This window comes from Bradyrhizobium sp. SMVTL-02 (assembly GCF_051853005.1).
GTDB lineage: Bacteria > Pseudomonadota > Alphaproteobacteria > Rhizobiales > Xanthobacteraceae > Bradyrhizobium.
Genome location: NZ_CP182469.1, coordinates 7,814,191 through 7,839,871, shown reverse-complemented (window position 1 = coordinate 7,839,871; position 25,681 = coordinate 7,814,191). Strand labels below are relative to the sequence as shown.

The 25,681-nt window shown below is 65.5% G+C and carries 25 protein-coding genes and 1 riboswitch; of the genes, 21 read left to right on the top strand and 4 right to left on the bottom strand.

What is annotated here, in order from left to right; genetic code table 11:
* The first annotated feature begins 28 nt into the window (after positions 1-28).
* From ACNJYB_RS37600 to phoB, 12 genes are all read left to right on the top strand, one after another.
* Positions 29-1,423 (top strand): OmpA family protein, encoded by a 1,395-nt coding sequence (locus ACNJYB_RS37600; protein WP_439371649.1) that lies wholly within the window; start codon positions 29-31, stop codon positions 1,421-1,423.
* Between the two features lie 2 nt (positions 1,424-1,425).
* Positions 1,426-1,722: a hypothetical protein gene (locus tag ACNJYB_RS37595; protein WP_439371648.1), complete on the top strand. Its 297-nt coding sequence runs from the start codon at positions 1,426-1,428 to the stop codon at positions 1,720-1,722.
* A 110-nt stretch (positions 1,723-1,832) separates the two neighbouring features.
* A complete protein-coding gene (locus ACNJYB_RS37590; protein WP_439371647.1) occupies positions 1,833-2,423 on the top strand; it encodes a TetR family transcriptional regulator C-terminal domain-containing protein in 591 nt (196 codons plus the stop codon).
* Positions 2,420-3,352, top strand: a complete 933-nt coding sequence (locus tag ACNJYB_RS37585; protein WP_439371646.1) for a haloalkane dehalogenase — start codon at positions 2,420-2,422, stop codon at positions 3,350-3,352. The genes ACNJYB_RS37590 and ACNJYB_RS37585 overlap by 4 nt, the downstream gene beginning before the upstream one ends.
* 517 nt (positions 3,353-3,869) lie before the next feature.
* On the top strand, positions 3,870-4,925 hold the full coding sequence (locus ACNJYB_RS37580; protein WP_439371645.1) for a lysylphosphatidylglycerol synthase domain-containing protein: 1,056 nt from the start codon (positions 3,870-3,872) through the stop codon (positions 4,923-4,925).
* Between the two features lie 54 nt (positions 4,926-4,979).
* Positions 4,980-6,278 carry an ATP-binding protein gene (locus tag ACNJYB_RS37575; protein ID WP_439371644.1) on the top strand — a complete coding sequence of 433 codons (1,299 nt, stop codon included), beginning with the start codon at positions 4,980-4,982 and terminating at the stop codon, positions 6,276-6,278.
* Between the two features lie 144 nt (positions 6,279-6,422).
* Positions 6,423-7,436 carry a phosphate ABC transporter substrate-binding protein PstS gene (pstS, locus tag ACNJYB_RS37570; RefSeq protein WP_439371643.1) on the top strand — a complete coding sequence of 338 codons (1,014 nt, stop codon included), beginning with the start codon at positions 6,423-6,425 and terminating at the stop codon, positions 7,434-7,436.
* 139 nt (positions 7,437-7,575) lie between these two features.
* The gene (gene pstC, locus ACNJYB_RS37565; RefSeq protein WP_439375746.1) at positions 7,576-8,565 is read left to right on the top strand and encodes a phosphate ABC transporter permease subunit PstC; all 990 of its coding nucleotides are present in this window, start codon (positions 7,576-7,578) and stop codon (positions 8,563-8,565) included.
* A gap of 1 nt (position 8,566) precedes the next feature.
* Positions 8,567-9,412, top strand: coding sequence for a phosphate ABC transporter permease PstA (gene pstA / locus ACNJYB_RS37560; protein ID WP_439371642.1), 846 nt, complete (start codon positions 8,567-8,569; stop codon positions 9,410-9,412).
* Positions 9,409-10,227, top strand: coding sequence for a phosphate ABC transporter ATP-binding protein PstB (gene pstB, locus ACNJYB_RS37555; protein WP_439371641.1), 819 nt, complete (start codon positions 9,409-9,411; stop codon positions 10,225-10,227). The genes pstA and pstB overlap by 4 nt, the downstream gene beginning before the upstream one ends.
* Before the next feature lie 11 nt (positions 10,228-10,238).
* Complete coding sequence (gene phoU, locus ACNJYB_RS37550) at positions 10,239-10,955, top strand: phosphate signaling complex protein PhoU (protein ID WP_439371640.1); 717 nt, start codon at positions 10,239-10,241, stop codon at positions 10,953-10,955.
* 22 nt (positions 10,956-10,977) lie between these two features.
* Positions 10,978-11,685, top strand: coding sequence for a phosphate regulon transcriptional regulator PhoB (phoB, locus tag ACNJYB_RS37545; RefSeq protein ID WP_074122952.1), 708 nt, complete (start codon positions 10,978-10,980; stop codon positions 11,683-11,685).
* Between the two features lie 107 nt (positions 11,686-11,792).
* Here the strand turns inward: phoB and ACNJYB_RS37540 are convergent, their stop codons facing one another.
* Positions 11,793-12,305 carry a GcrA family cell cycle regulator gene (locus ACNJYB_RS37540; protein ID WP_018644522.1) on the bottom strand — a complete coding sequence of 171 codons (513 nt, stop codon included), beginning with the start codon at positions 12,303-12,305 and terminating at the stop codon, positions 11,793-11,795.
* Between the two features lie 453 nt (positions 12,306-12,758).
* Here ACNJYB_RS37540 and ACNJYB_RS37535 point away from each other — a divergent pair, with 453 nt between their 5' ends.
* The 3 genes from ACNJYB_RS37535 to ACNJYB_RS37525 all read left to right on the top strand — a co-directional run bounded on the left by ACNJYB_RS37535 (position 12,759) and on the right by ACNJYB_RS37525 (position 16,035).
* Positions 12,759-13,967 (top strand): aspartate aminotransferase family protein, encoded by a 1,209-nt coding sequence (locus tag ACNJYB_RS37535; protein WP_439371639.1) that lies wholly within the window; start codon positions 12,759-12,761, stop codon positions 13,965-13,967.
* On the top strand, positions 13,967-14,890 hold the full coding sequence (argF, locus tag ACNJYB_RS37530; RefSeq protein ID WP_439371638.1) for an ornithine carbamoyltransferase: 924 nt from the start codon (positions 13,967-13,969) through the stop codon (positions 14,888-14,890). The genes ACNJYB_RS37535 and argF overlap by 1 nt, the downstream gene beginning before the upstream one ends.
* A gap of 137 nt (positions 14,891-15,027) precedes the next feature.
* Positions 15,028-16,035: an Hsp33 family molecular chaperone gene (locus tag ACNJYB_RS37525; protein WP_439371637.1), complete on the top strand. Its 1,008-nt coding sequence runs from the start codon at positions 15,028-15,030 to the stop codon at positions 16,033-16,035.
* Between the two features lie 61 nt (positions 16,036-16,096).
* Here ACNJYB_RS37525 and apaG read toward each other — a convergent pair whose 3' ends face one another.
* Positions 16,097-16,489, bottom strand: coding sequence for a Co2+/Mg2+ efflux protein ApaG (gene apaG, locus ACNJYB_RS37520; protein WP_212341528.1), 393 nt, complete (start codon positions 16,487-16,489; stop codon positions 16,097-16,099).
* A 211-nt stretch (positions 16,490-16,700) separates the two neighbouring features.
* Here apaG and ACNJYB_RS37515 point away from each other — a divergent pair, with 211 nt between their 5' ends.
* From ACNJYB_RS37515 to ACNJYB_RS37505, 3 genes are read left to right on the top strand one after another with little or no spacing between them, the layout of a single operon-like run.
* The gene (locus tag ACNJYB_RS37515) at positions 16,701-17,939 is read left to right on the top strand and encodes an OpgC domain-containing protein (protein ID WP_439371636.1); all 1,239 of its coding nucleotides are present in this window, start codon (positions 16,701-16,703) and stop codon (positions 17,937-17,939) included.
* Positions 17,939-18,718, top strand: coding sequence for an SGNH/GDSL hydrolase family protein (locus ACNJYB_RS37510; protein ID WP_439371635.1), 780 nt, complete (start codon positions 17,939-17,941; stop codon positions 18,716-18,718). Before ACNJYB_RS37515 ends, ACNJYB_RS37510 begins: the two co-directional genes overlap by 1 nt.
* Positions 18,719-18,730: 12 nt before the next feature.
* The gene (locus tag ACNJYB_RS37505; RefSeq protein WP_439371634.1) at positions 18,731-19,723 is read left to right on the top strand and encodes an SGNH/GDSL hydrolase family protein; all 993 of its coding nucleotides are present in this window, start codon (positions 18,731-18,733) and stop codon (positions 19,721-19,723) included.
* 39 nt (positions 19,724-19,762) lie between these two features.
* Here the strand turns inward: ACNJYB_RS37505 and ACNJYB_RS37500 are convergent, their stop codons facing one another.
* On the bottom strand, positions 19,763-20,950 hold the full coding sequence (locus ACNJYB_RS37500; protein ID WP_439371633.1) for an O-succinylhomoserine sulfhydrylase: 1,188 nt from the start codon (positions 20,948-20,950) through the stop codon (positions 19,763-19,765).
* A gap of 74 nt (positions 20,951-21,024) precedes the next feature.
* Positions 21,025-21,104: riboswitch (SAM riboswitch) on the bottom strand.
* 157 nt (positions 21,105-21,261) lie between these two features.
* Here ACNJYB_RS37500 and ACNJYB_RS37495 point away from each other — a divergent pair.
* From ACNJYB_RS37495 to ACNJYB_RS37485, 3 genes are all read left to right on the top strand, one after another.
* A complete protein-coding gene (locus ACNJYB_RS37495) occupies positions 21,262-22,320 on the top strand; it encodes a 2'-deoxycytidine 5'-triphosphate deaminase (protein WP_439375745.1) in 1,059 nt (352 codons plus the stop codon).
* Between the two features lie 85 nt (positions 22,321-22,405).
* The gene (locus ACNJYB_RS37490; protein ID WP_439371632.1) at positions 22,406-23,458 is read left to right on the top strand and encodes a hypothetical protein; all 1,053 of its coding nucleotides are present in this window, start codon (positions 22,406-22,408) and stop codon (positions 23,456-23,458) included.
* A 355-nt stretch (positions 23,459-23,813) separates the two neighbouring features.
* Positions 23,814-25,259 carry an MATE family efflux transporter gene (locus tag ACNJYB_RS37485; protein WP_439371631.1) on the top strand — a complete coding sequence of 482 codons (1,446 nt, stop codon included), beginning with the start codon at positions 23,814-23,816 and terminating at the stop codon, positions 25,257-25,259.
* On the opposite strand, the gene ACNJYB_RS37480 is transcribed toward ACNJYB_RS37485, so the two are convergent.
* On the bottom strand, positions 25,256-25,672 hold the full coding sequence (locus tag ACNJYB_RS37480; RefSeq protein WP_439371630.1) for a hypothetical protein: 417 nt from the start codon (positions 25,670-25,672) through the stop codon (positions 25,256-25,258). The two genes, ACNJYB_RS37485 and ACNJYB_RS37480, sit on opposite strands and share 4 nt — an antisense overlap.
* Positions 25,673-25,681 lie beyond the last annotated feature (9 nt).

The following is a 25,681-nucleotide window of genomic DNA, read 5'->3' as shown; positions in this document are numbered from 1 at the left end:
TCTCCGGTTCCAGAGTTCGGGTCGTCGAATGCAGAAGCTTTTCAGGTGGGCCAGTAAATGGTGGCCGGGGCTGATTCCCCTGGCCGTCATGTGGGGATTTGCGGCCTGGAATAATACCGCGCCGGTCGAGGCGGATTTGTCCGCCCGCAGCTCGGCGGCGCTGAAGGATACGGTTCTGGACAAGACCCGGATCGCGGTGGAAGGCCGCGACGTCAGCCTGGCCGCGGACGCCTTTTCCGAGGAGGGACGTCGCGACGCGGTGATGGCTGTCGAGCTCGTCCCGGGCGTGCGCCTGGTCGACGACCGCACCCGCCTCGTTCCCGAGGCCAAACCCTTCGTCTGGAATGCCGAGCGCGACGTGGTGCGGGTGACGCTGTCGGGTTCCGCCCCCCTGCCGTCGATGAAGACCCGGCTGACCGAGGCGGCGCGCAAGGAGGTCGGCGGCGTCGAGGTGGCCGATCAGATGGGGCTTGCGCGCGGCGCGCCGCCGCGCTTCGAGGCGGCCGCGATGCTGCTGCTCGACCAGATCGGCAAGCTCAAGGACGGCAAGATCACGATATCGGACACCAAGGTCAATCTGTCGGGCATGGCGCGTGAGCTCGGCGGCCGCGAGGCGATCGCTGCTGCGCTGAAGAATCTGCCCGAGGGGTTCTCGATCGCCGCCAACGAGATCAAGGCGCCGCCCTACATCTTCCAGGCCTACAAGGATCCGGTCGCCGCGACCGTGACGCTGACCGGCTACGTCCCCGACAACAATGCTCACGCCGCGATCGCCACCAGTGCGTCGCGAAAATTCTTCAATGAGAAGGTCGTCGACAATCTCAAGGCCAGCATCGGGGCTCCCGCCTCGTTCAACCCCGCCGTGGTCGCGGCGCTCGGCGCGCTGTCGCGGCTGTCGACCGGCACCCTCGTGGTCTCCGACCGCGAGGTGAAGCTGTCGGGCGATGCGCTCTACGAAGGGGCCGCCAACGACATCCGCGCCGGCCTCGGCAAGGATTTTCCAAAGACCTGGCAATACAAGCCGGAGATCACGGTGAAGCCGGCGGCGGGCCCGGTCGACGGCACGGTCTGCCAGCAATTGTTCTCCGAGCTCCTGGGCAAGGGCAAGATCCGCTTCGCGGCCAAGCGTGCCGACATCGATCCGGACTCCGCCGGCGTCCTCGACCATCTGATCGAGACGGCCCTGCGCTGCCCCAACGCCAATATCGAGGTCGCGGGCCACACCGATGCCGACGGTGAGGACTCTTTCAACCAGGCGCTCTCAGAGAAGCGGGCGCAGGCGGTGATCGACTATCTGGTCAAGGCCGGCCTGCCCGCCAGCCGCTTCAGCGCGGTCGGTTATGGTGCAACCCAGCCCGTTGCCGGCAACGACACCGACGACGGAAAGGCCCAGAACCGCCGCATCGAATTTCTGGTGAGGTGACGATGCCCTATCTCGTCTCGTTCCATATGGGTTGGCTGATCGGTTCGGTGCTGCTGGGCTTCTGCATGGGGTGGATTTCGGTGGTCCAGCGCGGCAACGGCACCTCGAAGGTGACCGCGCGCTGGCTCGCTTTGCTCGCCGCGGGCCTGGTCGCGGCCTCGTTGGCGCATGTGGTCCCAGGCCGCTTCGGCTACTGGCTCGATCTCGGCCTGATCATGTTCGCCTGCTACCTGGTCGGCTGCACCATCGGTGCCTGGCTGCGCGACCGGGTGGTCGCGCGCACCGCACCGCCGGCCTGAGACGTCGGCCCGCCCGTCCATCGCCATCGCATAGAAGCCTGATTGCACACCAATGTGGGCAGCACGACTTTGCGGTTGACAGTAATACGTACGTACGTATTATCCACCTCATGCCAAAGTCTTCACTCAAAGACGCCATCCTCGACGCCGGCCTGAAGGTCATGTTCCGGACCGGCTATCACGGCACCAGCGTGCGCGACGTCACCGCTGCCGCAGGCGCGCCGCAGGGGTCCTTCACCAACCATTTCCGCTCCAAGGAGGCGTTCGCCTCGGAGGTGCTCGACCGCTATTTTGACGTCACAAAGGGGCTGGTGGCCGAGGCGCTCGAGGACACCTCGTTGACGCCGCGCGCGCGGCTGCGGCGCTACCTCGACATCATCACCGGCCGTCTGGAAGCCGATGGCTATGGCCGCGGCTGCCTGATCGGCGATCTCAGTCTGGAGGCATCAGGCAGCAGCGAGTTGCTGCGCGCGCGCCTCGCCGGGATCTTTGCGGAGTGGCGCGCGCCCTTCGCCGCCTGCATCGCAGACGCACAGACACGCGGCGAGATCGCATCCGATTTCGAGCCCGGGGAGCTTGCCGACTTCCTGCTCGCGTCCTGGCAGGGCGCGATCCTGCGCATGAAGGTAGATCGCAATCCCAACGCGCTCGAACGCTTCAAGACCATCGCCTTCAAAACCGTGTTCAAGGAGATGACATGAGCAAGCCGGCCGAGATCGCAATCCGCAATGCACCAGTCCTGGGGAGCAACATGGCCTATCGCGAGACGGGCGCAAAGAATGCGCCGGTCGCGCTGTTCTTGCACGGCAATCCGACCTCATCGCACATCTGGCGCAACATTCTGCCGCTGGTGTCGCCGGTCGCGCGTTGCATCGCGCCCGACCTGATCGGCTTCGGTCAATCCGGCAAGCCCGACATCGCCTACCGCTTCTTCGATCACGTCCGTTATCTCGATGCGCTGATCGACGGGCTCGGCATCACCTCGGCCTATCTCGTCGCGCAGGACTGGGGCACAGCGCTCGCATTTCATCTCGCCGCACGCCGGCCGGACTTCGTGCGCGGCCTTGCCTTCATGGAGTTCATCCGGCCGATGCCGACCTGGCAGGACTTTCACCACACCGAGTTCGCGGAGGAGCATGACCACGCCGAAGCGGCGAGGGCCGCATTCCGCAAATTCAGGGCGCCGGGCGACGGCGAGGCCATGATCCTCGAGGCCAATGCCTTCGTCGAACGCGTGCTGCCCGGCGGCATCGTACGCAAGCTCAGCGACGACGAAATGGCGCCGTATCGCGGGCCGTTCCCGACGCCGGAGAGTCGCCGGCCCGTTCTCGCCTTTCCCCGCGAGTTGCCGATCGCGGGCGAGCCTGCCGACGTCTATGCGACGCTGCAATTCGCGCATGCCGCGCTCGCTGCATCGTCCTATCCAAAACTGCTGTTCTCGGGCACGCCCGGTGCGCTCGTCGCGCCGGAATTCGCCGAGCGGTTCGCCGGCTCGCTGAAGCATTGCGCGCATGTTCCTCTCGGACCCGGCCTGCACTTCCTCCAGGAGGACCACCCCGAGGCGATCGGCCGCTCCGTCGCCGGTTGGATCGCCGGGATCGAGGCCATGCGTCCGCAACTCGCGGCCTGACGGAGAGCCGCCTTCTGAACCTCTCCCGCAAGCAGCGGGAGAGAGAGCGCACCGCCGTCGTGGCGCGTGCTAATTTCCCGGATCGGAGTGCCGCGCTGCAGTGCACCCAGCAAGCCCCGCGTGGCAAATCCGAAATCCGTGAGGCCCCGGGATCGCCCCCTCTTTCAGGGGGGCGGCGCGGCCCATAGATTGATTTCGGCTTAAGGCGTGAAGGAACATTGTGTGGCCGAAATCATCAAAACTTCATGGCGACTGCTCAGGATTGCCACGGAGATTCGCGTCAAGCCTTGCCGCCGAAAGCGCCAAACCGTGCATCCGGAGCTCGCAACCTGCCTAAAACATTGAAGGCACGTGTTTTTGTTCGAATTGCCGAATTCCACTCCGCGCCAAAACGCGCTAGTGGAGAGGCGGGGGGTGCGCGATGAAGGAGCCGGCGGTGAGGGGGCCGTCGAGCGCCTGTGCGTCGTTTGCCTGTTCGGCGGCCGTCCTGGCCGCTGAAGTGTTGTTCGAGGTCTAGATGCTGGAAGCCATTCGCAGGGCGATGACGTTGCTGCGCCAGAAGCAAATCCTGCATAAGCTTGGAGTTGTGATCAGCGTCGCGGTCATCGGCATCGCTTGCTATGTGCTCTACCACATGCTGCGCGGCATCGATGTCAACGAGGTCCTCGAAGCGATCAAGAGCACCGAGCCGAGCCAGATTGCGATGGCCGCGCTGTTCGTCGCTGCCGGCTATTTCACCCTGACCTTCTACGACCTGTTCGCCACGCGCGCGATCGGCCACGCTCACGTGCCCTACCGCATCAACGCGCTCGCCGCCTTCACCAGCTATTCGATCGGCCACAATGTCGGCGCCAGCGTCTTCACCGGCGGTGCGGTGCGGTATCGCATCTATTCGGCCTACGGGCTGAATGCGATCGATGTCGCAAAGATCTGCTTCCTCGCCGGCCTGACCTTCTGGCTCGGCAATGCCGCCGTGCTCGGGCTCGGCATCTCCTACCATCCGGAGGCGGCGGCCTCGATCGACCAGCTTCCGCCCTGGCTGAACCGGACGCTGGCGCTGATGATCATCATGGCGCTGGTCGCCTATGTGGTCTGGGTCTGGACCCAGCCGCGCGTGGTCGGCCGCGGGCCCTGGACGGTGGTGCTGCCGGGCGGACCGCTGACGCTGCTCCAGATCGCGATCGGCATCATCGATCTCGGCTTCTGCGCGCTGGCGATGTACGTGCTGGTCCCGGACGAGCCCAATCTCGGCTTCGTCGTGGTCGCCGTGATCTTCGTGTCGGCGACCCTGCTCGGCTTTGCCAGCCACTCGCCCGGCGGCCTCGGCGTGTTCGACGCCGCCATGCTGGTCGGTCTCTGGCAGATGGACCGGGAGGAGCTCCTCGGTGGCATGCTCCTGTTCCGCGTGCTCTATTATCTATCCCCCTTCGTCATATCTGTAATCTTGCTGACGTTTCGCGAGGTTATAATCGGTGCCCGATCGAAGCGCTTGCAGCAGGCGGCGCTCAAGCTCGACCCCGGCCCGGCGCCCGAAGCCGCCTATGTGAGAAAGCGCAGCGACGGCGGCGTCTGACCAAGCTCTCAAGACAAGGCCGTTAGGACCCGTCCTCCAGGAGAAGCCTGCCCGATGGCGATTGACGCCCCTTCTTCTCCCGCAGCCCAGCCCTGGTCCGACCGGCTGCGGCACTCGACCATCATTCTGATCGCCGCGGCGCTGGCGCTGTCGGTCGTGGTCTCGCTCGGGGAATTGTCGGCGCTGCACGCCATTGCCGTGTTCCTCTGCATCGCCGTGGCGGCGCTGATCCCCTGGCGGCTGCACGATCCCGCCGCCTCGCGCGACGATGTCAGGCGCATCAACCCGGTCGAGAGCGCCGCGGTGGCCGCGGTCGTCGCCGGCATGCCGGATCCGGCCGTGCTGCTCGACCGGGCCGGCCGCGTCATCCATCTCAATGCAGCTGCCGCCCAGCTCGCGCCGGCGCTGCGCCGTAACGAGCTTGCCCAGTTCGCGCTGCGCTCGCCGGAGATCATCACGGCGCTGCGCGAGTCGATCGCGACCACGGAGCCGCGGCGCGCGACCTATCTCGACCACGTCCCGGTCGATCGCTGGATGGAGCTGATCATCACGCCGGTGCCGGTGCCGACCACCTTCGGCGGCGCCGACAAATGCATGCTGATGACGTTCCACGACCAGACGCCGCTGCGCCGGGTCGAGGAGATGCGCGCCGACTTCGTCGCCAATGCCAGCCACGAGCTGCGGACGCCGCTCGCCGCGCTGTCGGGCTTCATCGATACGCTGCAGGGCCAGGCCAAGGACGATCCCAAGGCGCGGGAACGCTTCCTCGGCATCATGCACAACCAGGCCACCCGCATGGCGCGCCTGATCGACGATCTGCTCTCGTTGTCGCGGGTCGAGCTGTCGGCCCATGTCCGGCCCGACACCCTGGTCGACCTCCTGCCGATCATCCGTCAGGTCGCCGACGGGCTGGAGCCGCTGGCGCGCGAGCGCCAGGTCGAGGTCGAGATCCATCTGCCGGAGCCGCCGGTGATGATCGCGGGCGACCGCGAGGAGCTGCTCCGCCTGTTCGAGAACCTGATCGAGAATGCGCTCAAATACGGCGCCTCGGGCGGACGCGTCATCGTGTCGCTGACCTCGAGCGCCGCCGCTGATGGAACTCAGGAGATCCGGGTCATGGTCCGCGATTTCGGCCCCGGCATCGCGCCCGAGCACCTGCCGCGGCTGACCGAGCGGTTCTACCGGGTCGACGTCGGCGACAGCCGCTCGCAGGGCGGCACCGGGCTCGGATTATCGCTGGTGAAACATATTCTTAACCGTCATCGCGGCCGGCTTTTGATCGAAAGCGTGCCCCGGCAAGGGGCTACCTTTACCGCCTGTTTTCCCCAGGCGCGGGCCCCAGTGCAAGCCTGAAACCGAGCGTTTTCAATCGCTTGGTGGTGTCATCCGACTGTCACGAAACCTTCGTAAAAGCACAGCCGACCGCTCCTAAACGGGGCGGCGCGGGGAGCGCGATCGGGCGCGGATGGCGCTTCGCTCCCCTGTATGGAGACCAGCATGAATTTCATCAAAACGATCGTCGCTGCCGGCTTGGTCGCCGCAACGACGACGGTGGCCTCCGCCGCCGATATCACGGGCGCCGGTGCGACCTTCCCGTTCCCGATCTATTCCAAATGGGCTGATGCCTATAAGAAGCAGACCGGCAACGGTCTGAACTACCAGTCGATCGGTTCGGGCGGCGGCATCAAGCAGATCCAGGCCAAGACCGTGACCTTCGGCGCCAGCGACGCGCCGCTCAAGGCCGTGCAGCTCGAGAAGGACGGCCTCGTCCAGTGGCCGATGGTGATGGGCGCCATCGTCCCCGTCGTCAACATCGAGGGTGTGAAGCCGGGCGAGATCGTGTTCGACGGCGAGACCCTGGCCGGAATCTATCTCGGCAAGATCACCAAGTGGGACGACGCCGCGATCAAGAAGCTCAATCCGAACGTGAAGCTGCCGTCGGACGCCATCACCGTGGTTCGCCGCTCGGACGGCTCAGGCACCACCTTCAACTTCACCAACTATCTCTCCAAGGCCAGCGCGGACTGGAAGAGCAAGGTCGGCGAGGGCACCGCGGTCGAGTGGCCGGTCGGCGTCGGCGCCAAGGGCAATGAAGGCGTGTCGGGCAACATCAGCCAGACCAAGAACTCGATCGGCTACGTCGAGTACGCCTATGCCAAGCAGAACAAGCTGACCTACACCGGTCTCGTCAACAAGGCCGGCAAGCCGGTGCAGCCGACCGTCGAGGCGTTCCAGGCGGCCGCCTCCAATGCCGACTGGGCCAAGGCGCCCGGCTACTACGTCATCCTGACCGACCAGCCCGGCGACAAGTCCTGGCCGATCACCGCGGCGACCTTCATCCTCATGCACAAGGAAGCCACCGACAAGGCGGCCTCGCAGGAAGCCATCAAGTTCTTCCGCTGGGCCTTCAAGAACGGCGGCAAGATGGCTGAGGAACTCGACTACATCCCGATGCCCGACAGCGTCGTTCAGCTGATCGAGAAGACCTGGGCTGCCGAGATCAAGAGCTAAGGCGCTCCTGTCCCGGCATGGTGCCGGGATGATCTCCAAGATCTCCGCTCCGGATCGGCCTTGCGCCGCCTCCGGAGCGCGCCACCGACAAACAACAAGCGTATATGAATAACGGCTACAGGGGATCGGCGTGGCTGAGATGGCTGTCGAGAGCGACGTAATTGATGCTGCCGGACCGTATGATCGCGCCAAGGCCTTGAGCGCGTTCAAGCTCGGTGACGTCACCTTCTACTGGATCACGCGGCTGTCCGCGATCTCGGTGCTACTCATTCTCGGCGGCATCATCGTCTCGCTCATCGTCGGCGCCTTCCCGGCGATGAAGGAGTACGGCATCTCCTTCCTGTGGACGCAGCGTTGGGCGCCGTCCGCCGATCCGCCCGTGCTGGGCGCGCTCGGGCCGATGTACGGCACGTTGGTCACCTCCTTCATCGCGATGCTGATCGCCATTCCGGTTGGTCTCGGCATTGCCATTTTCCTCACCGAGCTGTGCCCGCAATGGCTGCGCCGCCCGATCGGCATGGCTGTCGAGCTGCTCGCCGGCATTCCCTCGATCATCTATGGCATGTGGGGCTTCTTCGTGCTCGGCCCGTTCCTGGCCAACACGTTCCAGCCCTTCATGATCAGGATCTTTGACGGCGTCCCTGTGCTGGGTGCGATCTTCGCGGGGCCGCCGTCCTATCTCAGCCTGTTCAACGCCGCGCTGATCCTCGCCATCATGGTGCTGCCCTTTATCACCTCGATCTCGGTCGACGTGTTCAAGACCGTGCCGCCGGTGCTAAAGGAGGCCGCCTACGGCGTCGGCTGCACCACCTGGGAAGTCGTCCGCAGCGTGGTGATCCCCTACACCCGCGTCGGCATCATCGGCGGCGTCATGCTGGCGCTGGGCCGCGCGCTCGGCGAGACCATGGCGGTGACCTTCATCATCGGCAACTCGTTCCGGATCTCCTCGTCGATCTTCGCGCCCGGCACGACGATCTCGGCGGCGATCGCGTCCGAATTCGCCGAGAGCGACGGCCTGCACCAGTCCGGCCTGATACTGCTCGGCCTGCTCCTGTTCGTGCTGACGTTCTTCGTGCTCGCGGCCGCTCGGCTGATGCTGCTGCGTCTGGAAAAGAAGGCGGGGAAGTGAAATGAACCCGATCTACGCCCGCCGCCGCCGCAAGGACATCGTGATCCGCGGGCTCTGCATTGCCGCCGCCGCCTTCGGCGTCACCTGGCTTGCGCTGATCCTGATCACGCTGCTCTACAACGGTATTGCCGGTCTGAACCTGCAGATCTTCGTCGCGGACACACCGCCTCCGGGCTCGACCGAAGGCGGCCTGCGCAACGCCATCGTCGGCTCGATCATCATGACCGTGCTCGGCGTCGGCATCGGCGCGCCGCTGGGCCTGTTCGCCGGCACCTATCTCGCCGAGTACGGCCGCAACGACAAGCTGACCTCGGTGATCCGCTTCATCAACGACATCCTGCTCTCGGCGCCCTCGATCATCATCGGCCTGTTCATCTACGGTGCGGTGGTGGTGCCGATGCGCGGCTTCTCGGCGATTGCGGGCGCGCTCGCGCTCGCCGTGATCGTCATCCCGGTGGTGGTGCGCACGACCGAGGACATGCTGCTCCTGGTGCCGAACGCGCTGCGCGAGGCGGCAAGTGCGCTCGGCCTGCCGCGCTCGCTGGTGATCAAGCGCATCGCCTATCGTGCGGCCCGCTCGGGTCTCATCACCGGCGTGCTGCTCGCCACCGCCCGCGTCGCCGGCGAGACCGCGCCGCTGCTCTTCACCGCGCTGTCGAACCAGTTCTTCAGCCTCAGCCTGAACAAGACGATGGCGAACCTGCCGGTCACCATCAACAACTTCGTGCAGAGCCCCTACGCCTACTGGAAGCAGCTCGCCTGGAGCGGCGCGCTGCTGATCACGCTCACCGTGCTTGCCCTGAACATTGGCGCGCGCATCCTCGGCGCCGAGAGGACTGCAAAATGACCGATCTTTCCGTATCCGTGAGTTCCAACGCGCATCTGGCCTCGCAGCCGATGCCGGAAGCGCCCGCCAAGGTGACGGTGCGCAACCTCAACTTCTATTACGGCGACCACCACGCGCTGAAGAACATCAATTTGACGCTCGGCACCAACCGCGTCACGGCGTTCATCGGCCCGTCGGGCTGCGGCAAGTCGACCCTGCTGCGCATCTTCAACCGGATGTACGACCTCTATCCAGGCCAGCGCGCCACCGGTCAGCTGATGCTCGACCAGACCAACATCCTCGATCCCAAGCTGGACCTGAACCTGCTGCGCGCCCGGGTGGGCATGGTGTTCCAGAAGCCGACGCCGTTCCCGATGACGATCTACGAGAACATCGCCTTCGGCATCCGCCTCTATGAGAAGATCTCGAAGTCCGAGATGGACGACCGGGTCGAGAAGGCGCTGCGCGGCGGCGCGCTGTGGAACGAGGTCAAGGACAAGCTCAACGCCTCGGGCCTGTCGCTCTCCGGCGGCCAGCAGCAGCGCCTCTGCATCGCCCGCACCGTCGCGGTCCGCCCTGAAGTGATTTTGTTCGACGAGCCCTGCTCGGCGCTCGACCCGATCTCGACCGCCAAGGTCGAGGAGCTGATCCAGGAATTGTCCGAGAACTACACGATCGCGATCGTTACCCACAACATGCAGCAGGCGGCGCGCGTCTCCGACAAGACCGCCTTCATGTATCTCGGCGAGCTGATCGAGTTCGACGACACCAGCAAGATCTTCACGTCGCCGAGCGATCGGCGCACGCAGGATTACATCACCGGCCGGTTCGGCTGAGGAGACGGGACATGGGTTCTGAACATACCGCAAAGGCCTTCGACACCGACCTCCAGGAGCTCACTCGGCTCGTCGCCGAGATGGGCGGTATCGCCGAGCGCATGATCGTCGATTCCGTCGACGCGCTGATCCGCCGCGACGTCGCGCTCGGCCAGCGCGTCGTCACCACCGATGCCGAGCTCGACGCGCTGCAGAAGAAGATCGAGGAGCGCGCCGTGCTCACGATCGCCCGCCGCCAGCCGATGGCGGTGGACCTGCGCGAGATCGTCGGCGCCATGCGCGTTGCGACCGACCTCGAGCGCATCGGCGACCTCGCCAAGAACATGGGCAAGCGCGTCGCCGCGCTCGATGCCGACTTCCATCCGCTCAAACTGTTCCGCGGCCTGGAGCACATGACCGACCTCGTGCAGCAGCAGGTCAAGTCGGTGCTGGACGCCTATGCCGCGCACGATCTGCCGGCGGCGATGGCGGTGTGGAAGGGCGACGAGGAAGTCGACGCCATCTGCACCTCGCTGTTCCGCGAACTCCTCACCTACATGATGGAGGATCCGCGCAACATCTCGTTCTGCATCCATCTGATGTTCTGTGCCAAGAACATCGAGCGGATCGGCGACCACGCCACCAACATCGCCGAGACCGTGTTCTACATGATCGAGGGTCAGGCCATCACCGACAAGCGGCCGAAGGGCGACATGACGACCTTCGCCACGACGGTCCCGAATACCTGAAGACTCAAGGAGCGACGAGCCGATGGGCGCACGCATCATGGTGGTTGAGGACGAGGAAGCTCTCACCGAGCTTCTCCGCTACAACCTCGAAGGCGACGGCTATGACGTCGAGACGGTGATGCGCGGCGACGATGCCGACACCCGCCTCAAGGAGCACATCCCCGACCTGATCGTGCTCGACTGGATGCTGCCGGGGCTCTCCGGCATCGAGCTGTGCCGGAGGCTGCGCACCCGTCCCGAGACCAAGCAGCTACCGATCATCATGCTCACCGCGCGTGGCGAGGAGAGCGAGCGGGTGCGGGGGCTTGCGACCGGCGCCGACGACTACATCGTCAAGCCGTTCTCGGTGCCCGAGCTGCTGGCGCGGGTGAAGGGCCTGTTGCGGCGCGCCAGCCCCGAGCGGCTCGCCACCGTGCTCGCCTATGGCGACATCGAGCTCGACCGCGAGAAGCGCCGCGTCGCGCGCTCGGGCCGGCCGATCGATCTCGGTCCGACCGAGTATCGCCTGCTCGAGTTCTTCCTCGAGCATCCCGGTCGCGTGTTCTCGCGCGAGCAGCTGCTCGACAGTGTCTGGGGCCGCGACATCTACATCGACGAGCGCACCGTCGACGTCCATATCGGCCGCCTGCGCAAGCTGCTCAATCTCGGCCGCGAGCAGGACCCGATCCGCACCGTCCGCGGCGCCGGCTACGCGCTCGACGATCGCTTTGCGAAGGCCGAGCAGACCTGAGAGCGGCTTCGAGCAAGCCAAACAAAAAGCGCGCCACGTGGCGCGCTTGTTTATGTCTCGGTTGTCGTCCCGGCCTCACGTCGGGACGAGGTAGTTTAAAGCCGTGCTCAGCGCGTGCCGGGCTTTGCCGGCGCGCGACGGCGGTCGGCCGCGGGCTGATACGCGACGCGCGAATGCTGGGCGCAGTAGGGCAGGCCGGAGAGCGCCTTGCCGCCGCAGAAGAAGAAATCCGGGCTCGAGGGATCGCCGACCGGCCAGTGGCAGGTCGCCTCGTTCAACTCGAGCAGCGACAGCCGCTGGCTCATCGGCACCACGTTGTCGTAGGTCACAGGCTCTGCCTCGACCTCGACCTCGAAGGCCTGCGCCAGCGCGGTGTTGCCGCGCGCAATCGGGCGGCTGACCCGCATCATGTGCTGAGCCGGGCGCGCCTTGCGCGGCCGGGGAGCTGCCGATGAGGGGCTCTTGGCGCGGCCCGACAGGCCGAGCCTGTGCACCTTGCCGATCACGGCATTACGGGTCACGTTGCCGAGCTCGGCTGCGATCTGGCTGGCCGACAATCCGGCCTCCCAGAGCTTTTTCAGCTGCTCGACGCGATCGTCGGACCAGGTCAAAACCGTCATTGCACCCTTTCCCTCGCCGTGCGGCTGCCGTCCTGGCGCCTCGCGGCGAATGCCTAAGCCTCGAAAAACCCGTGCCGCCAGAATCCCTTAAGGCTCGCCGGGCATAACCAGAACGCCCGAACGTTTACGCCGGTACATGAGGACTTAGAGGATCAGAACTGCTGCACGAGATGTCGTATCTGACAAGCCAAACGCTACAATATGGCGTGACTCACGCGCAAGAGTCAGCCGACTCGCTTCCACATGTTCCGTGGCAAAAACCCCGCAAATCCGGCACCGCAAGACTACGGATTCAGCGTTTCCCGGGGCTTTCAGGCGGCATTGACACCCGTTCTACCCGGCATAAGATAGTGCCACGTGCCGCCCTTAAAAGGCGGCACGTTTCGTTTTCCGGGCCGGTTGATGGTGCGCTGCGTGAGCGCTTCAGGCCGTCCGCAACATCAAGTGATCGTCATGACTGACAGCGCCGCGCCGCATTTGCTCCCCGTTTTCGCCAGGGCCAACCTCGGTTTCGAGCGCGGCGAAGGCTGCTGGCTGATCGCGACCAATGGCGAGCGCTATCTCGATTTCACCTCGGGCGTCGCCGTCAACGCGCTCGGCCATGCCCATCCCGCGCTGGTCAAGGCGTTGCAGGAGCAGGCGACCAAGCTCTGGCACATGTCGAACCTGTTCCAGAGCCCGGACGGCGAGAAACTCGCGGCGCGTCTGTGCCAGGAAAGCTTCGCGGACTTCGTGTTCTTCTGCAATTCCGGCGCCGAAGCGCTGGAAGGCGTGATCAAGCTGGTCCGCCATCATCACTTCTCCAAGGGCCATGCGGAGCGCTACCGCATCATCACCTTCGAGGGCGCCTTCCACGGCCGCACGCTGGCGACGCTGGCTGCGACGGGATCTGCAAAATATCTTGAAGGGTTCGGCCCGCCGATGGACGGCTTCGACCAGGTCCCGCATGGTGACATCGAAGCCGTCAAGAAGGCGATCGGTCCGCAGACCGCCGGCATCCTGGTCGAGCCGATCCAGGGTGAGGGCGGTGTGCGATCGTCGACGCCCGCCTTCCTCAAGGCGCTGCGTCAGCTCTGCGACGAGAAGGGCCTGCTGCTCGCCTTCGACGAGGTGCAGACCGGCATGGGTCGCACCGGAGATCTGTTCGCGCATCGGCGCACCGGCGTCACACCTGACGTGATGTCGCTCGCCAAGGCGCTCGGCGGCGGCTTCCCGATCGGCGCGGTGCTGGCCACCGCGGAGGCGGCAGCCGGCATGGGGCCCGGCTCGCACGGCTCCACGTTCGGCGGCAATCCGCTGGCGATCGCGGCTGCCAATGCCGTGCTCGACATCATGCTCAAGCCCGGCTTCTTCGACCACGTGCAGAAGATGTCGCTGCTGCTCAAGCAGAAGCTCGCCTCCGTGATCGACCGTCACCCTGACGTCGTCAGCGAGGTGCGTGGCGAGGGCCTCTTGATCGGCATCAAGGCCGTGGTGCCCTCGGGCGATCTCGTTGCGGCCTTGCGCAATGAAAAGCTGCTCACGGTCGGCGCCGGCGACAATGTCGTGCGCTTCCTGCCGCCGTTGATCGTCACCGAGGCCGAGATCGAGGACAGCGTTGCGCGGCTGGAGCGCGCCTGCGCTGCGATCTCGTCCAGTCAGACCAAGCGGGCTGCAAGCTGATGAGCAAGTCGCCGAAGCACTTCCTGGACATCAACGAGCTGCCGTTGTCGGAGCTCAAGAGCATGCTCGACGCCTCCGCCGCCATGAAGGCGAAGCAGAAGGCGCAGCAGCCGGTGAAGCCGCTCGAGGGCAAGACGCTGGCGATGATCTTCGAGCGTCCCTCGACGCGCACCCGCGTCTCGTTCGACGTCGCCATGCGCCAGCTCGGCGGTGAGCCCATCATGCTCACCGGCGCCGAGATGCAGCTCGGCCGCGGCGAGACCATCGCCGACACCGCGCGCGTGCTGTCGCGCTATGTCGATGCCATCATGATCCGCATCCTCAACCATGAGGCGCTGCTGGAGCTTGCGGCGAATGCGACCGTGCCGGTCATCAACGGCCTGACGCGGCGCTCGCATCCCTGCCAGGTCATGGCGGACCTCATGACCTATCAGGAGCATCGCGGCCCGATCGAGGGCCGGACGGTGGCCTGGACCGGCGACGACAACAACGTGCTGGCCTCCTGGGCGCATGCCGCCGAGCGCTTCAAATTCCAGCTCAATGTGGCAACGCCCCCGGAGCTCGCGCCGAAGAAGGCGATGCGCGACTGGATCAAGGCGACGGGCGCGCCGATCGTGCTCGGCTCTGATCCCGAGGCCGCCGTGAAGGGCGCCGACTGCGTCGTCACCGACACCTGGGTGTCGATGGGCGACAAGGAAGGCGAGCACCGTCACAACGTGCTCAAGCCCTATCAGGTCAATGCGAAGCTGATGTCGCTGGCCAAGCCCGACGCGCTGTTCATGCACTGCCTGCCGGCCCATCGCGGCGAGGAGGTCACCGACGAGGTGATCGACGGGCCGCAATCGGTCGTGTTCGACGAGGCCGAAAACCGCCTGCACGCGCAGAAGGGCATTCTGGCTTGGTGCTTCGACGCGGTGAAGTAGCGGCGCGGTCGCGTAATATTGGATCGTCATCCTGACTTTCGTCAGGACGACACGGAATTTGTACTCGCGTGCACGAGATCCGATCGCCGGAACACACCCCCTTCCATTCCCGGCTCTCCGACCCCAGATAAAGCGCCATGGTTTTCCAATCCCCTGACATGAAAACCGGGCCTGAAGGCCCGGTCCGCGCGCCATCAGCGGTTCCGGTCGACGACGCCGTGCTGCCTTACGAGGTCGACGCGCTCGACGTGCGCGGTCGCCTGGTGCGGCTTGGCCCTGCGCTCGACGACATCCTGACCAAGCACGATTATCCAGCGCCTGTCGGCAAGCTGCTCGGCGAGGCGATCGTGCTGGCGACGCTGCTCGGTTCGGCGCTGAAATTCGAGGGCCGCTTCATCCTGCAGGCCCAGACCGACGGTCCGGTGTCGTTCCTGGTCGTCGACTACAAGGCGCCGGATCATCTGCGGGCCTATGCCCGCTACGACGCCTCGCGCCTCGGCACGGCGAAGGATTCCGGCACGCTGCTCGGCCGCGGTCATCTTGCGATGACCATCGATCAGGGCCCCGACATGAGCCGCTACCAGGGCCTCGTCGCGCTCGACGGCGGCAGCCTGGAAGATGCCGCCCACGAATATTTCCTGCGCTCCGAGCAGATCCCGACCAAGGTGCGCCTCGCCGTCGGCGAGGAGTGGCGCTCGAGCGACGGCGGCAAGCATCGCTGGCGCGCCGGCGGGATGCTGATGCAATTCCTGCCGAAGGCTCCCGAGCGCGCGCGGCAGGCGGACCTGCATCCCGGCGATGCGCCCGAAGGTGTCGAGGCGCACAGTGTCGCCGAGGACGACGCCTGGGTCGAGGCGCGCTCGCTGATCGAGACCGTCGAGGACGTCGAGCTGATCGATCCGGAGCTCTCCGGCGAGCGGCTGCTCTATCGCCTGTTTCACGAACGTGGCGTACGCGTGTTCAAGCCGCTGTCGCTGAAGGCGCAGTGCTCCTGCTCGCGCGACGCGGTCGCGTCCATGCTGAAGAGCTTCTCGCCCGACGACCGCGCGGCGATGGTGAAGGACGACAAGGTCGTCGTGACCTGCGAGTTCTGTTCGTCGGTCTACCAGTTCACGCCGCACGAGGCGGGCGTCGAGGACGCGTAAGTCCATCCTCCGTCATTGCAAGCGCAGCGAAGCAACGACGATGTGGAGGTACGGCACGGTGCTAATTCAACACCCGCTTGTTATCCGGGCTGTCTAGCGAGAACGTCGGCACGTCGATCTCGAAGCGCTCGCCGGTTTCGCTGACCATCTGGTAGCGGCCGGTCATGAAGCCGGATGCGGTCGTGAGCGGCACGCCGGAAGTGTATTCGAACCGCTCGCCGGGGGCGAGCGTCGGCTGTTCGCCGACCACGCCCTCGCCCCTGACCTCCTGCTGGCGACCGGTGGCGTCGGTGATGATCCAGTGCCGCGTCTTGAGCTGCACCGTCTCGTCGCCGGAATTGGTGATGACGATGGTGTACGACCAGAAATAGCGGGAGCGGTCGGCCGACGACTGCTCCGGAACAAAGTTCGGCTCGACGGTCACTTCGATCTGGCGGGTCACGGCGCGGTACATGGCTGCCATCATACCGAAATCCGGCGTCGGAACCAAACCCCGAGGCGGTTTTGGCGACATCGTGCCGCCAGAATTGGCGAGGAAGTACACCCCAAGGGATGACATCCCCAGGGGGGAGACACCCCCATGTGATCCGGCCGCTTTGCGAGATGACGGCCGGACCGGTACACTCCTTCAACGTCGCGATTTGGGTGAGGGTTTTTAGGCCCCGATGACCATTGCCGACCAAGTGACGGGATCGAGCATCGCAGGAACCGCCAAACCTGCGGAGCCGCGTGCAGCCGCCATCACGCTGCCCGCCATCGGCGAGCGCGAACTCCGCCTTGACCTGTTCCGTGGGCTGGCGCTGTGGCTGATCTTCATCGACCATCTGCCGACGAGCCTTTTGACGTGGTTCACGATCCGCAATTACGGCTTCAGCGACGCCACGGAGATCTTCATCTTCATCTCCGGCTACACCGCCGCCTTCGTCTACGGCCGCGCGATGCTGGAGGGTGGCGTCGTCATCGCTACCGCCCGCATCCTGCGGCGGGTCTGGCAGATCTACGTCGCGCACGTCTTCCTGTTCACGATCTTCCTCGCCGAGATCTCCTACGTGGCGACCCGTTTCGAGAACCCGCTCTACACCGAAGAGATGGGGATCATGGACTTCCTCAAGCAGCCCGACATCACCATCGTGCAGGCGCTGCTGCTGCGTTTCCGTCCCGTCAACATGGACGTGCTGCCGCTGTATATCGTCCTGATGCTGGCGCTGCCCGTGATCCTGTGGTCGATGCGCTGGAAGCCCGACGTCACGCTCGGCCTTTCCGTCGTGCTCTACGCGGTGACCTGGGAATACGATCTCTACTTCTCCGCCTATCCGAACGGCTTCTGGGCCTTCAATCCGCTGGCCTGGCAATTGCTTTTCGTCTTCGGTGCATGGTGTGCGCTCGGAGGTGCGCGGCGCATGTCGCGTATTTTAGCGTCGCCGGTAACGATGTGGATCTCGATCGCCTATATCGTGGCGGCGTTCTACGTGACGCTGACCTGGTATCTGCCGCACCTGTCCCATCTGATGCCGAAGCGGCTCGAGCAATGGATGTATCCGATCGACAAGACCGATCTCGACGTTCTGCGCTTCACGCATTTCCTGGCGCTGGCCGCGCTCACGGTGCGCTTCCTGCCGCGCGACTGGCCGGGCCTGAAATCGCAGTGGCTGCGGCCGCTGATCCTGTGCGGCCAGCATTCGCTCGAGATCTTCTGCCTCGGCGTCTTCCTCGCCTTCGCCGGCCATTTCATCCTGGCCGAGGTCTCCGGCGGCGCAGCCATGCATGCGCTGATTAGTCTCTCCGGAATCCTGGTCATGTGGGGCGTTGCCTGGGTGATTTCGTGGTACAAGCGCGTGGCTGACAAGAGCGGTGCGAAAACCAAAAACGCCGTCGGCAACGCCGATCTGGCGGGAGGGGGCTGATGAAGGCGAAGGTTCTCCTGAGCCTGATCCTGCTATGCGGTGGCCTCGCCGCGCCCCAGGCGCGCGCGGACGATGCTGCGCCTGCCGCTGCCGCCGCGCCCGCAGCCTGCGAATTGCCGTCCTATCTCCTCACCAGCGAAAGCCAGCTTCCCAAGGTTGCCGAGGCCGTCAAATCTGGCAAACCGCTGGAAATCCTGGTCATCGGCAGCCGCTCGACCACGATTCCGGCCTCCGAGGACGCCTCCTATCCGGCGCGCATGCAGGCCATCTTGAAGGAGAAGCTGCCACCCTCGGAGGTCGTGCACGTCTCCGTAGAAATACAGAGCAAGAAAACAGCAGAGGAGGCGGCCACCACCTTCGTTAAGCTGATGGAAGCAAAAAGGCCTACTTTGGTCATCTGGCAGACCGGGACCGTGGATGCTATCCGAGCCATCGATCCCGATGAGTTTCGCGGTGCTGTGACCGAGGGGGTTGCCGCGCTGCAAAATGCAGGGGCTGACGTCGTGTTGATGAATTTGCAGTACAGCCCGCGCACAGAGACCATGATCTCGGTGCCGCCCTATCTCGACAATATGCGGGTGGTGGCGCAGGAGCACGACATCCCGCTGTTCGATCGTTTCGCGATCATGCGGCAGTGGAATGACCAGGGTCAGTTCGACCTGTTCAGCCCGTCCCACGGGCCGGAGCTGGCGAAACAGGTCCATGATTGCCTTGGCCGGGCGTTGGCACAGTTCGTGTTTGACGCAGCCCATCTGGGGCCGGCCCAGCAGCAAAATTGAGGTCTAGCGTTAATGAGTTCTCTCCGCCCTTTTTGCCCGACGGCATGGCTGGCTATATCAGCGGCGGCAGCGCTGCTGTTGCTGACGCCGGTGTCGCAGTCGCGCGCGCAGGCGCAAGCCGCGCAGACGACGCAAGCGCCGGCGCAAACCGCTGATCCCGCTCCCGCCTCGCGTTCCCAGACCACGGGCGCCGTGACGTCCCCCGAGCAGCGTGGCATCACCGCGCGCGCCATCGACAAGGTCAAGCAGGCCGCCAAGTCTGCCGGCGATATCTTCAACCGCGTGCCATGCCTGCCGCCGAAGGGCGGCTCGAAGACGATGGGCTCGCTCCCTCATGTCGCGGCCAAGCTCGCGGCCGGCCAGCCCGTCGTGATCGTCGCGTTCGGCTCGTCGTCGACCGCCGGCTACGGCGCGAGCTCGCCCGATTTCAACTATCCGAACCGTCTCGCCGCACAGCTGCGCCGGCACTATCCGACCGCCGACATCACCGTCGTCAACGCCGGCGTGGGCGGCGAGGATGCGCCGGAGATGATGAAGCGCCTTCAGACGCAGGTGATCGACCTGCATCCGGACATGGTGATCTGGCAGGTCGGCACCAACGCCGTGCTGCGCAATCTCGATCCCGGCGATACCGCAAAACTGGTCGAGGACGGCATCTCCCGCATCCAGGCCGCCGGCGGCGCCGACATCGTGCTGGTCGATCCGCAATATTCGCCGGCCGTCAATCAGCGCAAGGAGAGCGCCGGCAGGATGGTGAAGCTGCTCGGCAAGGTCGCCGAGCTCCGCCACGTCGGCATCTTCCCGCGCTTCGAAGTGATGCGCGACTGGCACGAGAACCAGTCGATCCCGGTCGAGAGCTTCGTCATCGCCGACGGCCTGCACATGAATGACTGGGGCTACGCCTGCTTCGCCCAGCTGCTCGGCGACGACATCATCCGCTCCGTCGGGCAGATCAAGCTCGGGGTGAACGTGCCGGCGGATGTGAGGACGTATCGGCCGATGTGACGGCTCTTACCTGCTCCCGCCAGGGGAGGGCAAGGAAGATCACGCCTTCTCCAGCGCCGCGGTGATATCCTCGATCAGATCGTCCGCATGCTCCAGCCCCGCGGAGAAGCGGATGAAACCCTCGCTGATGCCGAGCGCGGCGCGGTCTTCCGGCTTGAGGCGCTGATGCGTCGTGGTGGCCGGATGCGTCACGAGGCTCTTGGCGTCGCCGAGGTTGTTCGAGATCTTCGCAAGCTTGAGCTCGTTGAGCACGCGAAACGCTGCCGCCTTGCCGCCCTTCACCTCGAAGCCGACGAGCGTCGAGCCGCCGCGCATCTGCTTCTTCACCAGCGCCGCCTGCGGATGATCGGCGCGGCCGGGATAGACCAGGCGCGAGATCTTCGGATGGCTCGCCAGCACCTCGGCGACGCGCGCTGCCGTGTCGGTCTGCGCGCGCACGCGCACGCCCAGCGTCTCCAGGCCCTTGAGCAGGACCCAGGCGTTGAACGGCGAGATCGACGGGCCGGTCTGGCGCATGAAATTGTGCAGGTGCTCCGCGATGAAGGCTTCCGAGGACAGGATGATGCCGCCGAGACACCGGCCCTGGCCGTCGATGTGCTTGGTCGCGGAGTAGACGACGACGTCGGCGCCGAGCGCGAGCGGGCTTTGCCAGATCGGCGTTGCGAACACGTTGTCCACGACGAGGCGCGCGCCGCCGCTGTGCGCGATCGCGGCGATGCCGGGAATGTCGAGCACATCGAGCGTCGGGTTGGTCGGGCTCTCCAGGAAGAACGTCTTGGTGTTGGGGCGAAGTGCGCGCTGCCACTGGTCGAGATCGAGGCCGTCGACCAGCGTGGTCTCGATGCCGTAGCGCGGCAGGAGGTCCTGGATGACGTAGAGGCACGAGCCGAACAGCGCGCGGGAGGCGACCACGTGATCGCCGGCCTTCAGCGGTGCCAGGATCGCGGTCGTCACTGCGGCCATGCCGGTTGCCGCGGAGCGGGCGGCTTCGGCGCCCTCGAGCTCGATCATGCGGCGCTCGAACATCGCAATGGTCGGGTTGGAGTAGCGCGAATAGATGAAGCCGGGGTCCTCGCCCTTGAACCGCGCCTCGCACTCCTCGGCGCTGGCATAGACATAGCCTTGCGTCAGGAACAGCGCCTCCGACGTCTCGCCATATTGCGAGCGCAGGGTGCCGGAATGGACCAGGCGGGTTTCGGGGCGGTAGGCAGCAGGCGACTTCGACATAGGACCCTCCGACGTGACCATTGGAGCGAAAACGGTCACAAAAAAACCGGCCTGGATATCTCCACTGGCCGGGATCACAGAGGTCCCCGGCCTGTTTAGCGATTTATTTAACGTGGCTGCAAGCCGGCCGGCTCAAATCACCACGGGATAAGTGATGCTCATATTCCGCAATGCCCTTTCCGTCAAGGCGTCCATCGGCTAGCCCTGAAAGACTCGTATTTTCCGCATGTCCGGATGCTCTGACCCCAGATGAGGACCCCCGGTTGAGTTTCACGGTCGCCGCCGATGCCAATGGAATCCTGCCCGACCGCATGATCGCGGCGATGGCGGAGGCGGGTCTCATCCTGCCGGCCTACGACTTCGTCGAAAGCCAGATCCAGCCGGCGAGCCTCGATCTGCGTCTCGGCGACATCGCCTATCGCGTCCGCGCCAGCTTTCTCCCCGGGCCCGGCGCCACCGTCGCCGAGCGCATCGACGAATTGAAGCTGCACGAGTTCAGCCTCGCCGACGGCGCGGTGCTAGAGACCAACTGCGTCTACATCGTGCCGCTGCTCGAGAGCCTCGCGCTGCCGCCGGAAATCGTCGCAGCCGCAAATCCGAAGAGCTCGACCGGCCGGCTCGACGTCTTCACCCGCGTGATCGCCGACGGCACCCGCCGTTTCGACATGATCGGCGCCGGCTATCACGGCCCGCTCTATGCCGAGATCAGCCCGAAGACGTTTCCGGTGCTGGTGCGCGAGGGCTCGCGTCTCAGCCAGGTGCGCTTCCGCACTGGGGACGCCATCCTCAACGCCGACGAGCTCGATGGCTTGCACGCCGCCGAGCGCCTCGTCGACATCGCCGATGCCGATCTCTCCGGCGGCGTCGCCGTCTCCGTCGATCTCTCCGGCGAGAAAGGCAATGGCTTCGTCGGCTATCGCGCCAAGCGCCACACCGGCGTCGTCGACGTCGATCGCCGCGCCGGCTACGCCGTGGAAGATTTCTGGGAGCCGATCTCGGCCCGTCCCGACGGCAGCCTGATCCTCGACCCCGGCGAGTTCTACATCCTCGCCTCCAAGGAAGCCGTGCAGGTGCCGCCCGATTACGCCGCGGAGATGGTGCCGTTCGATCCCTTGGTCGGCGAATTCCGCGTGCACTATGCCGGCTTCTTCGATCCCGGCTTCGGCTATGCCGGTGCGGGCGGGCTAGGATCGCGCGCCGTGCTCGAAGTGCGCTCGCGCGAGGTGCCGTTCATCCTCGAGCACGGCCAGATCGTCGGCCGCCTCGTCTACGAGAAGATGCTGGCGCGCCCCGATGCGATGTACGGCCAGCGCATCGGCTCGAACTACCAGGCGCAGGGTCTGAAGCTGAGCAAGCATTTCCGGGTGTAATCCGGGCTACGACAGAAAGCGCCTCCGGTTGCGCCACTCCTCGCGCAATGACACACTCCCGCAAAACAACAAGCCGGGAGCGATCATGACCGCCGCAACTGACGCCGCGCAGGAAGCCGAATGGAAGCGCTGGCGCGCGGTCGCCGATCTCTACCACGCTTACTTCACCGGCCTCATCCTGACCGTCGTCACGCGCCGCGGCACTGCGGATGCGGCGGAGTTCGTGTTCCGTGTCTTCCGCCGCCAGCAGCAGGAGCGCTTCCTGCCGGGCTTGCAAAAGCTCGGGCTCAGCCATCTGCCGCCGGCGGTCGCCGCCGCGCAATATCACTATCTCTCCAACTGGATCGGCGGCGTGCATGTCGAATACATGTACGAGAGCGACCGCAAGGCCTGGATCCGCTATCCGCCGCCGCGGTGGATCTGGAAGGGCAGCGCGATCTGCGGCGTGCCGGGCGAGGTCAGCCGCGCGATGCTGCGCGGCTGGCACGCCAACAATGGCGTTGCGCTCGGCGATCTGCGCCTCGGCTTCGTCTGCACCAAGCAGAGCGTCGACGGCCAGGACGGGCTCGAAGGCTACTATCACCAGTACGACCATCCGCTCGAGCCCGATCAGCGCCTGGTGTTCGCGCGGCATCTGGAGGCGCCGTTGTTCGATGCCAGGACCGCACCGGCATTGCCGGTCTCGAGCTGGCCGAAACCACGACTGGAAAAGGCCTATCGCAACTACGCGATGGAATATGTCCGCACCGCCGCGCCGGTGATGGTGCAGCAGCTCGGCCCCGAAGATGCCGGCTATCTCCTCCACCTCACCGGCAGGCTGATCGGCATGCAATATTTCGACGAGGTCGCCGCGGCGCTGTCGATGACCCGCGGTCGCGCGCGCGAGTTTGCATCGTTTCTCAATGCTCTGTTCGCCGCGCAGGATGATGCCGCCGAGATGACGCAGTCCGAAGGCGCGTTCGAACTCCGCCAACAGAACTGGAAACTGATGGACGACGTGCCCGATTATCACCCCGCCTGCGCAAAGGTGCTGGAGGGATTGTTTGAAGGGCTGGCCGCAGGTTGCGGACGACACATCGGCGTGCAGATGCGGCCGGCCGCGGGTGGCCGTCCGCCATTGGTCTGGACGATCGGGTAAGCGACAGTGTCGCCGTGCTTTGCCTCTGCCCGCGTGCGGGGAGAGGCCGGAATTTGCGACAGCAAATTCCGGGTGAGGGGGACTCTCTGCGAGTCCAGTTGCCACCGTCGTTGCGGAAGCGGCCCCTCACCCCAACCCTCTCCCGTAAGAACGGGGAGAGGGAGAAGAGGGAGAAGAGGGAGCCGCAATTCCACGCGCTGAAATGCGCTGCCGCAGGGCACGCCTGCATCAGGCGCAGGAGGAATCGGCGATTGCCGTGCTAACAAGCCTCTCGCTGCGCCTTTCGCGCGAACAAAGTCATTGGCACACCGAGTGATTGCTGCGCCGCAAATGGCGCCTGCGTCCGGGAGAGGACATGTCCGACATCGCCGAGATCCCGGTCGATGAGCAAGAGCGCCCGTTGCCGCCGCCCCCGCGCCCCGTGAGGAGCGCGCTGGTGGACGGGCCGATCCTGCGCACGCTGCTCTCCCTCGCCTGGCCGAACGTGATCGCGCTGTCGGCCGGCACCTGCACGGTGATCGCCGAGACCTCCTATATCGGCCGGCTCGGCGTCGAAGCGCTGGCCGCGATGGCGCTGGTCTTTCCGACAGTGATCCTCACCATGACCATGTCCGGCGGTGCCATGGGCGGCGCGGTCGCTTCCGCCATCGCACGCGCGCTCGGTGCCGGCGACCGCGAGCGGGCCGGCACGCTCGCCATGCACGCGATGCTGATCGGCATCAGCTTCGGCCTCGTCTTCATGCTGGGCATGCTGATCTTCGGGCCCAGGGTGCTCGAAATGCTCGGCGGCCGCGGCGATGTGCTGACGCATGCGATCGCCTACGCGCAGGTATTTTTCGGCGGCGCCGTGCTGCCCTGGCTGCTCAACACCATGGCGGGCGTCTTGCGGGGCACCGGCAACATGAAGCTGCCGTCGTTCCTCATCCTCAACTCGGCGGCCTGGCAGATCCTGCTCGGCGGCACGCTCGGCCTCGGGCTCGGCCCGGTGCCGCAGCTCGGCATGCGCGGCGTCGCGGCTGGCGCGCTGATCGCCTACACCATGAACATCTGCATCATGGGCTGGTACCTGTTCTCCGGCCGCGCGCGGATCGCACTGAAGCTGCGCGGCCTGCGCATCCAGTGGGCGATGTTCTTCGACATTCTCAAGGTCGGCGCCATCGCCTGCTTCTCCCCGCTGCAATCGGTGCTGACGATCTCGATCTTCACCCACATGCTGGCGAAGTTCGGCACCGCGATCCTCGCCGGCTACGGCGTCGGCGCGCGGCTGGAATTTCTGCTGACCTCGATCGCGTTCTCGTTCGGCATTGCCTGCGTGCCCATGGTCGGGATGGCGATCGGCGCCGGCCGCATCGCGCGCGCCCGGCGCATTGCGTGGATCGCCAGTGCCGCCGCCTTCGTGGCCGTCGGTGCACCGGCATGCCTCGTTGCGATCTTCCCCGATCTGTGGGTCAACATCTTCACCGACAGTGCGGCCGTGCGCGCGGCGAGCCATCAATATCTCTCGACGGTCGGGCCGTTCTACGCGTTCTTCGGCCTTGCAACGACGATGTACTTCTCCTCGCAAGGCGCGGCGAAGGTGATCGGCCCGGTGCTGGCGCAGACCGCGCGGCTGATCTACATCTCGGCCGCCGGCTGGTGGCTGCTGACGCATGAGGCCACCGCACAGAGCTTCTTCTGGCTGGCCGCGAGCTCGATGGTCGTGCTCGGCCTGCTGTCATGCTCCAGCGTGGTGCTGACGCGTTGGGGCCCGCGCGAGGGCAAGCCCGCGATCAGGCCGGCGCTGTCCGGCGCGACGGATTAGCGACGCCTGTGACGGCGATGACCGCCGCCGGCATTGGCAAGTCGCATCAATTGCGGGATCATCGCCATCATGTCGCCGCCACCGGAGCCGCCGAGCATGCCCATGATGTCGCCGCCGCCGATGCCGCCGAGCCCGCTCGGCATGTAGCCGCCCCCCATCATGCCGCCGAGGCCGCCGCCGCCGTTCTCCATCATGCGGCTCATCATCGGACCCATGGTCTGCATCAGCATGGCAAAGCGGCGCTTGCCCATCTTCGCCTTCATCATCTCCAGCATCGGCGCCATCTGGGTCATCATGTCCTGGCCACCGGCACCTCCGCCGCCGAGGAACTGCGCCTTCGCCGGCACGCTCGACATCGAAAACAGCAGCAGCACGACGGCCGCCTGACAGATCACCTTGTCCGCACCCCTCATGGCATGCTC

Coding starts and splice junctions, on each gene's coding strand:
- ACNJYB_RS37600 (WP_439371649.1), top strand. CDS start 29: ATGCAGAAGCTTTTCAGGTGGGCCAGTAAATGGTGGCCGGGGCTGATT.
- ACNJYB_RS37595 (WP_439371648.1), top strand. CDS start 1,426: ATGCCCTATCTCGTCTCGTTCCATATGGGTTGGCTGATCGGTTCGGTG.
- ACNJYB_RS37590 (WP_439371647.1), top strand. CDS start 1,833: ATGCCAAAGTCTTCACTCAAAGACGCCATCCTCGACGCCGGCCTGAAG.
- ACNJYB_RS37585 (WP_439371646.1), top strand. CDS start 2,420: ATGAGCAAGCCGGCCGAGATCGCAATCCGCAATGCACCAGTCCTGGGG.
- ACNJYB_RS37580 (WP_439371645.1), top strand. CDS start 3,870: ATGCTGGAAGCCATTCGCAGGGCGATGACGTTGCTGCGCCAGAAGCAA.
- ACNJYB_RS37575 (WP_439371644.1), top strand. CDS start 4,980: ATGGCGATTGACGCCCCTTCTTCTCCCGCAGCCCAGCCCTGGTCCGAC.
- pstS (WP_439371643.1), top strand. CDS start 6,423: ATGAATTTCATCAAAACGATCGTCGCTGCCGGCTTGGTCGCCGCAACG.
- pstC (WP_439375746.1), top strand. CDS start 7,576: ATGGCTGTCGAGAGCGACGTAATTGATGCTGCCGGACCGTATGATCGC.
- pstA (WP_439371642.1), top strand. CDS start 8,567: ATGAACCCGATCTACGCCCGCCGCCGCCGCAAGGACATCGTGATCCGC.
- pstB (WP_439371641.1), top strand. CDS start 9,409: ATGACCGATCTTTCCGTATCCGTGAGTTCCAACGCGCATCTGGCCTCG.
- phoU (WP_439371640.1), top strand. CDS start 10,239: ATGGGTTCTGAACATACCGCAAAGGCCTTCGACACCGACCTCCAGGAG.
- phoB (WP_074122952.1), top strand. CDS start 10,978: ATGGGCGCACGCATCATGGTGGTTGAGGACGAGGAAGCTCTCACCGAG.
- ACNJYB_RS37540 (WP_018644522.1), bottom strand. CDS start 12,305: ATGACGGTTTTGACCTGGTCCGACGATCGCGTCGAGCAGCTGAAAAAG.
- ACNJYB_RS37535 (WP_439371639.1), top strand. CDS start 12,759: ATGACTGACAGCGCCGCGCCGCATTTGCTCCCCGTTTTCGCCAGGGCC.
- argF (WP_439371638.1), top strand. CDS start 13,967: ATGAGCAAGTCGCCGAAGCACTTCCTGGACATCAACGAGCTGCCGTTG.
- ACNJYB_RS37525 (WP_439371637.1), top strand. CDS start 15,028: ATGGTTTTCCAATCCCCTGACATGAAAACCGGGCCTGAAGGCCCGGTC.
- apaG (WP_212341528.1), bottom strand. CDS start 16,489: ATGTACCGCGCCGTGACCCGCCAGATCGAAGTGACCGTCGAGCCGAAC.
- ACNJYB_RS37515 (WP_439371636.1), top strand. CDS start 16,701: ATGACCATTGCCGACCAAGTGACGGGATCGAGCATCGCAGGAACCGCC.
- ACNJYB_RS37510 (WP_439371635.1), top strand. CDS start 17,939: ATGAAGGCGAAGGTTCTCCTGAGCCTGATCCTGCTATGCGGTGGCCTC.
- ACNJYB_RS37505 (WP_439371634.1), top strand. CDS start 18,731: ATGAGTTCTCTCCGCCCTTTTTGCCCGACGGCATGGCTGGCTATATCA.
- ACNJYB_RS37500 (WP_439371633.1), bottom strand. CDS start 20,950: ATGTCGAAGTCGCCTGCTGCCTACCGCCCCGAAACCCGCCTGGTCCAT.
- ACNJYB_RS37495 (WP_439375745.1), top strand. CDS start 21,262: ATGATCGCGGCGATGGCGGAGGCGGGTCTCATCCTGCCGGCCTACGAC.
- ACNJYB_RS37490 (WP_439371632.1), top strand. CDS start 22,406: ATGACCGCCGCAACTGACGCCGCGCAGGAAGCCGAATGGAAGCGCTGG.
- ACNJYB_RS37485 (WP_439371631.1), top strand. CDS start 23,814: ATGTCCGACATCGCCGAGATCCCGGTCGATGAGCAAGAGCGCCCGTTG.
- ACNJYB_RS37480 (WP_439371630.1), bottom strand. CDS start 25,672: ATGAGGGGTGCGGACAAGGTGATCTGTCAGGCGGCCGTCGTGCTGCTG.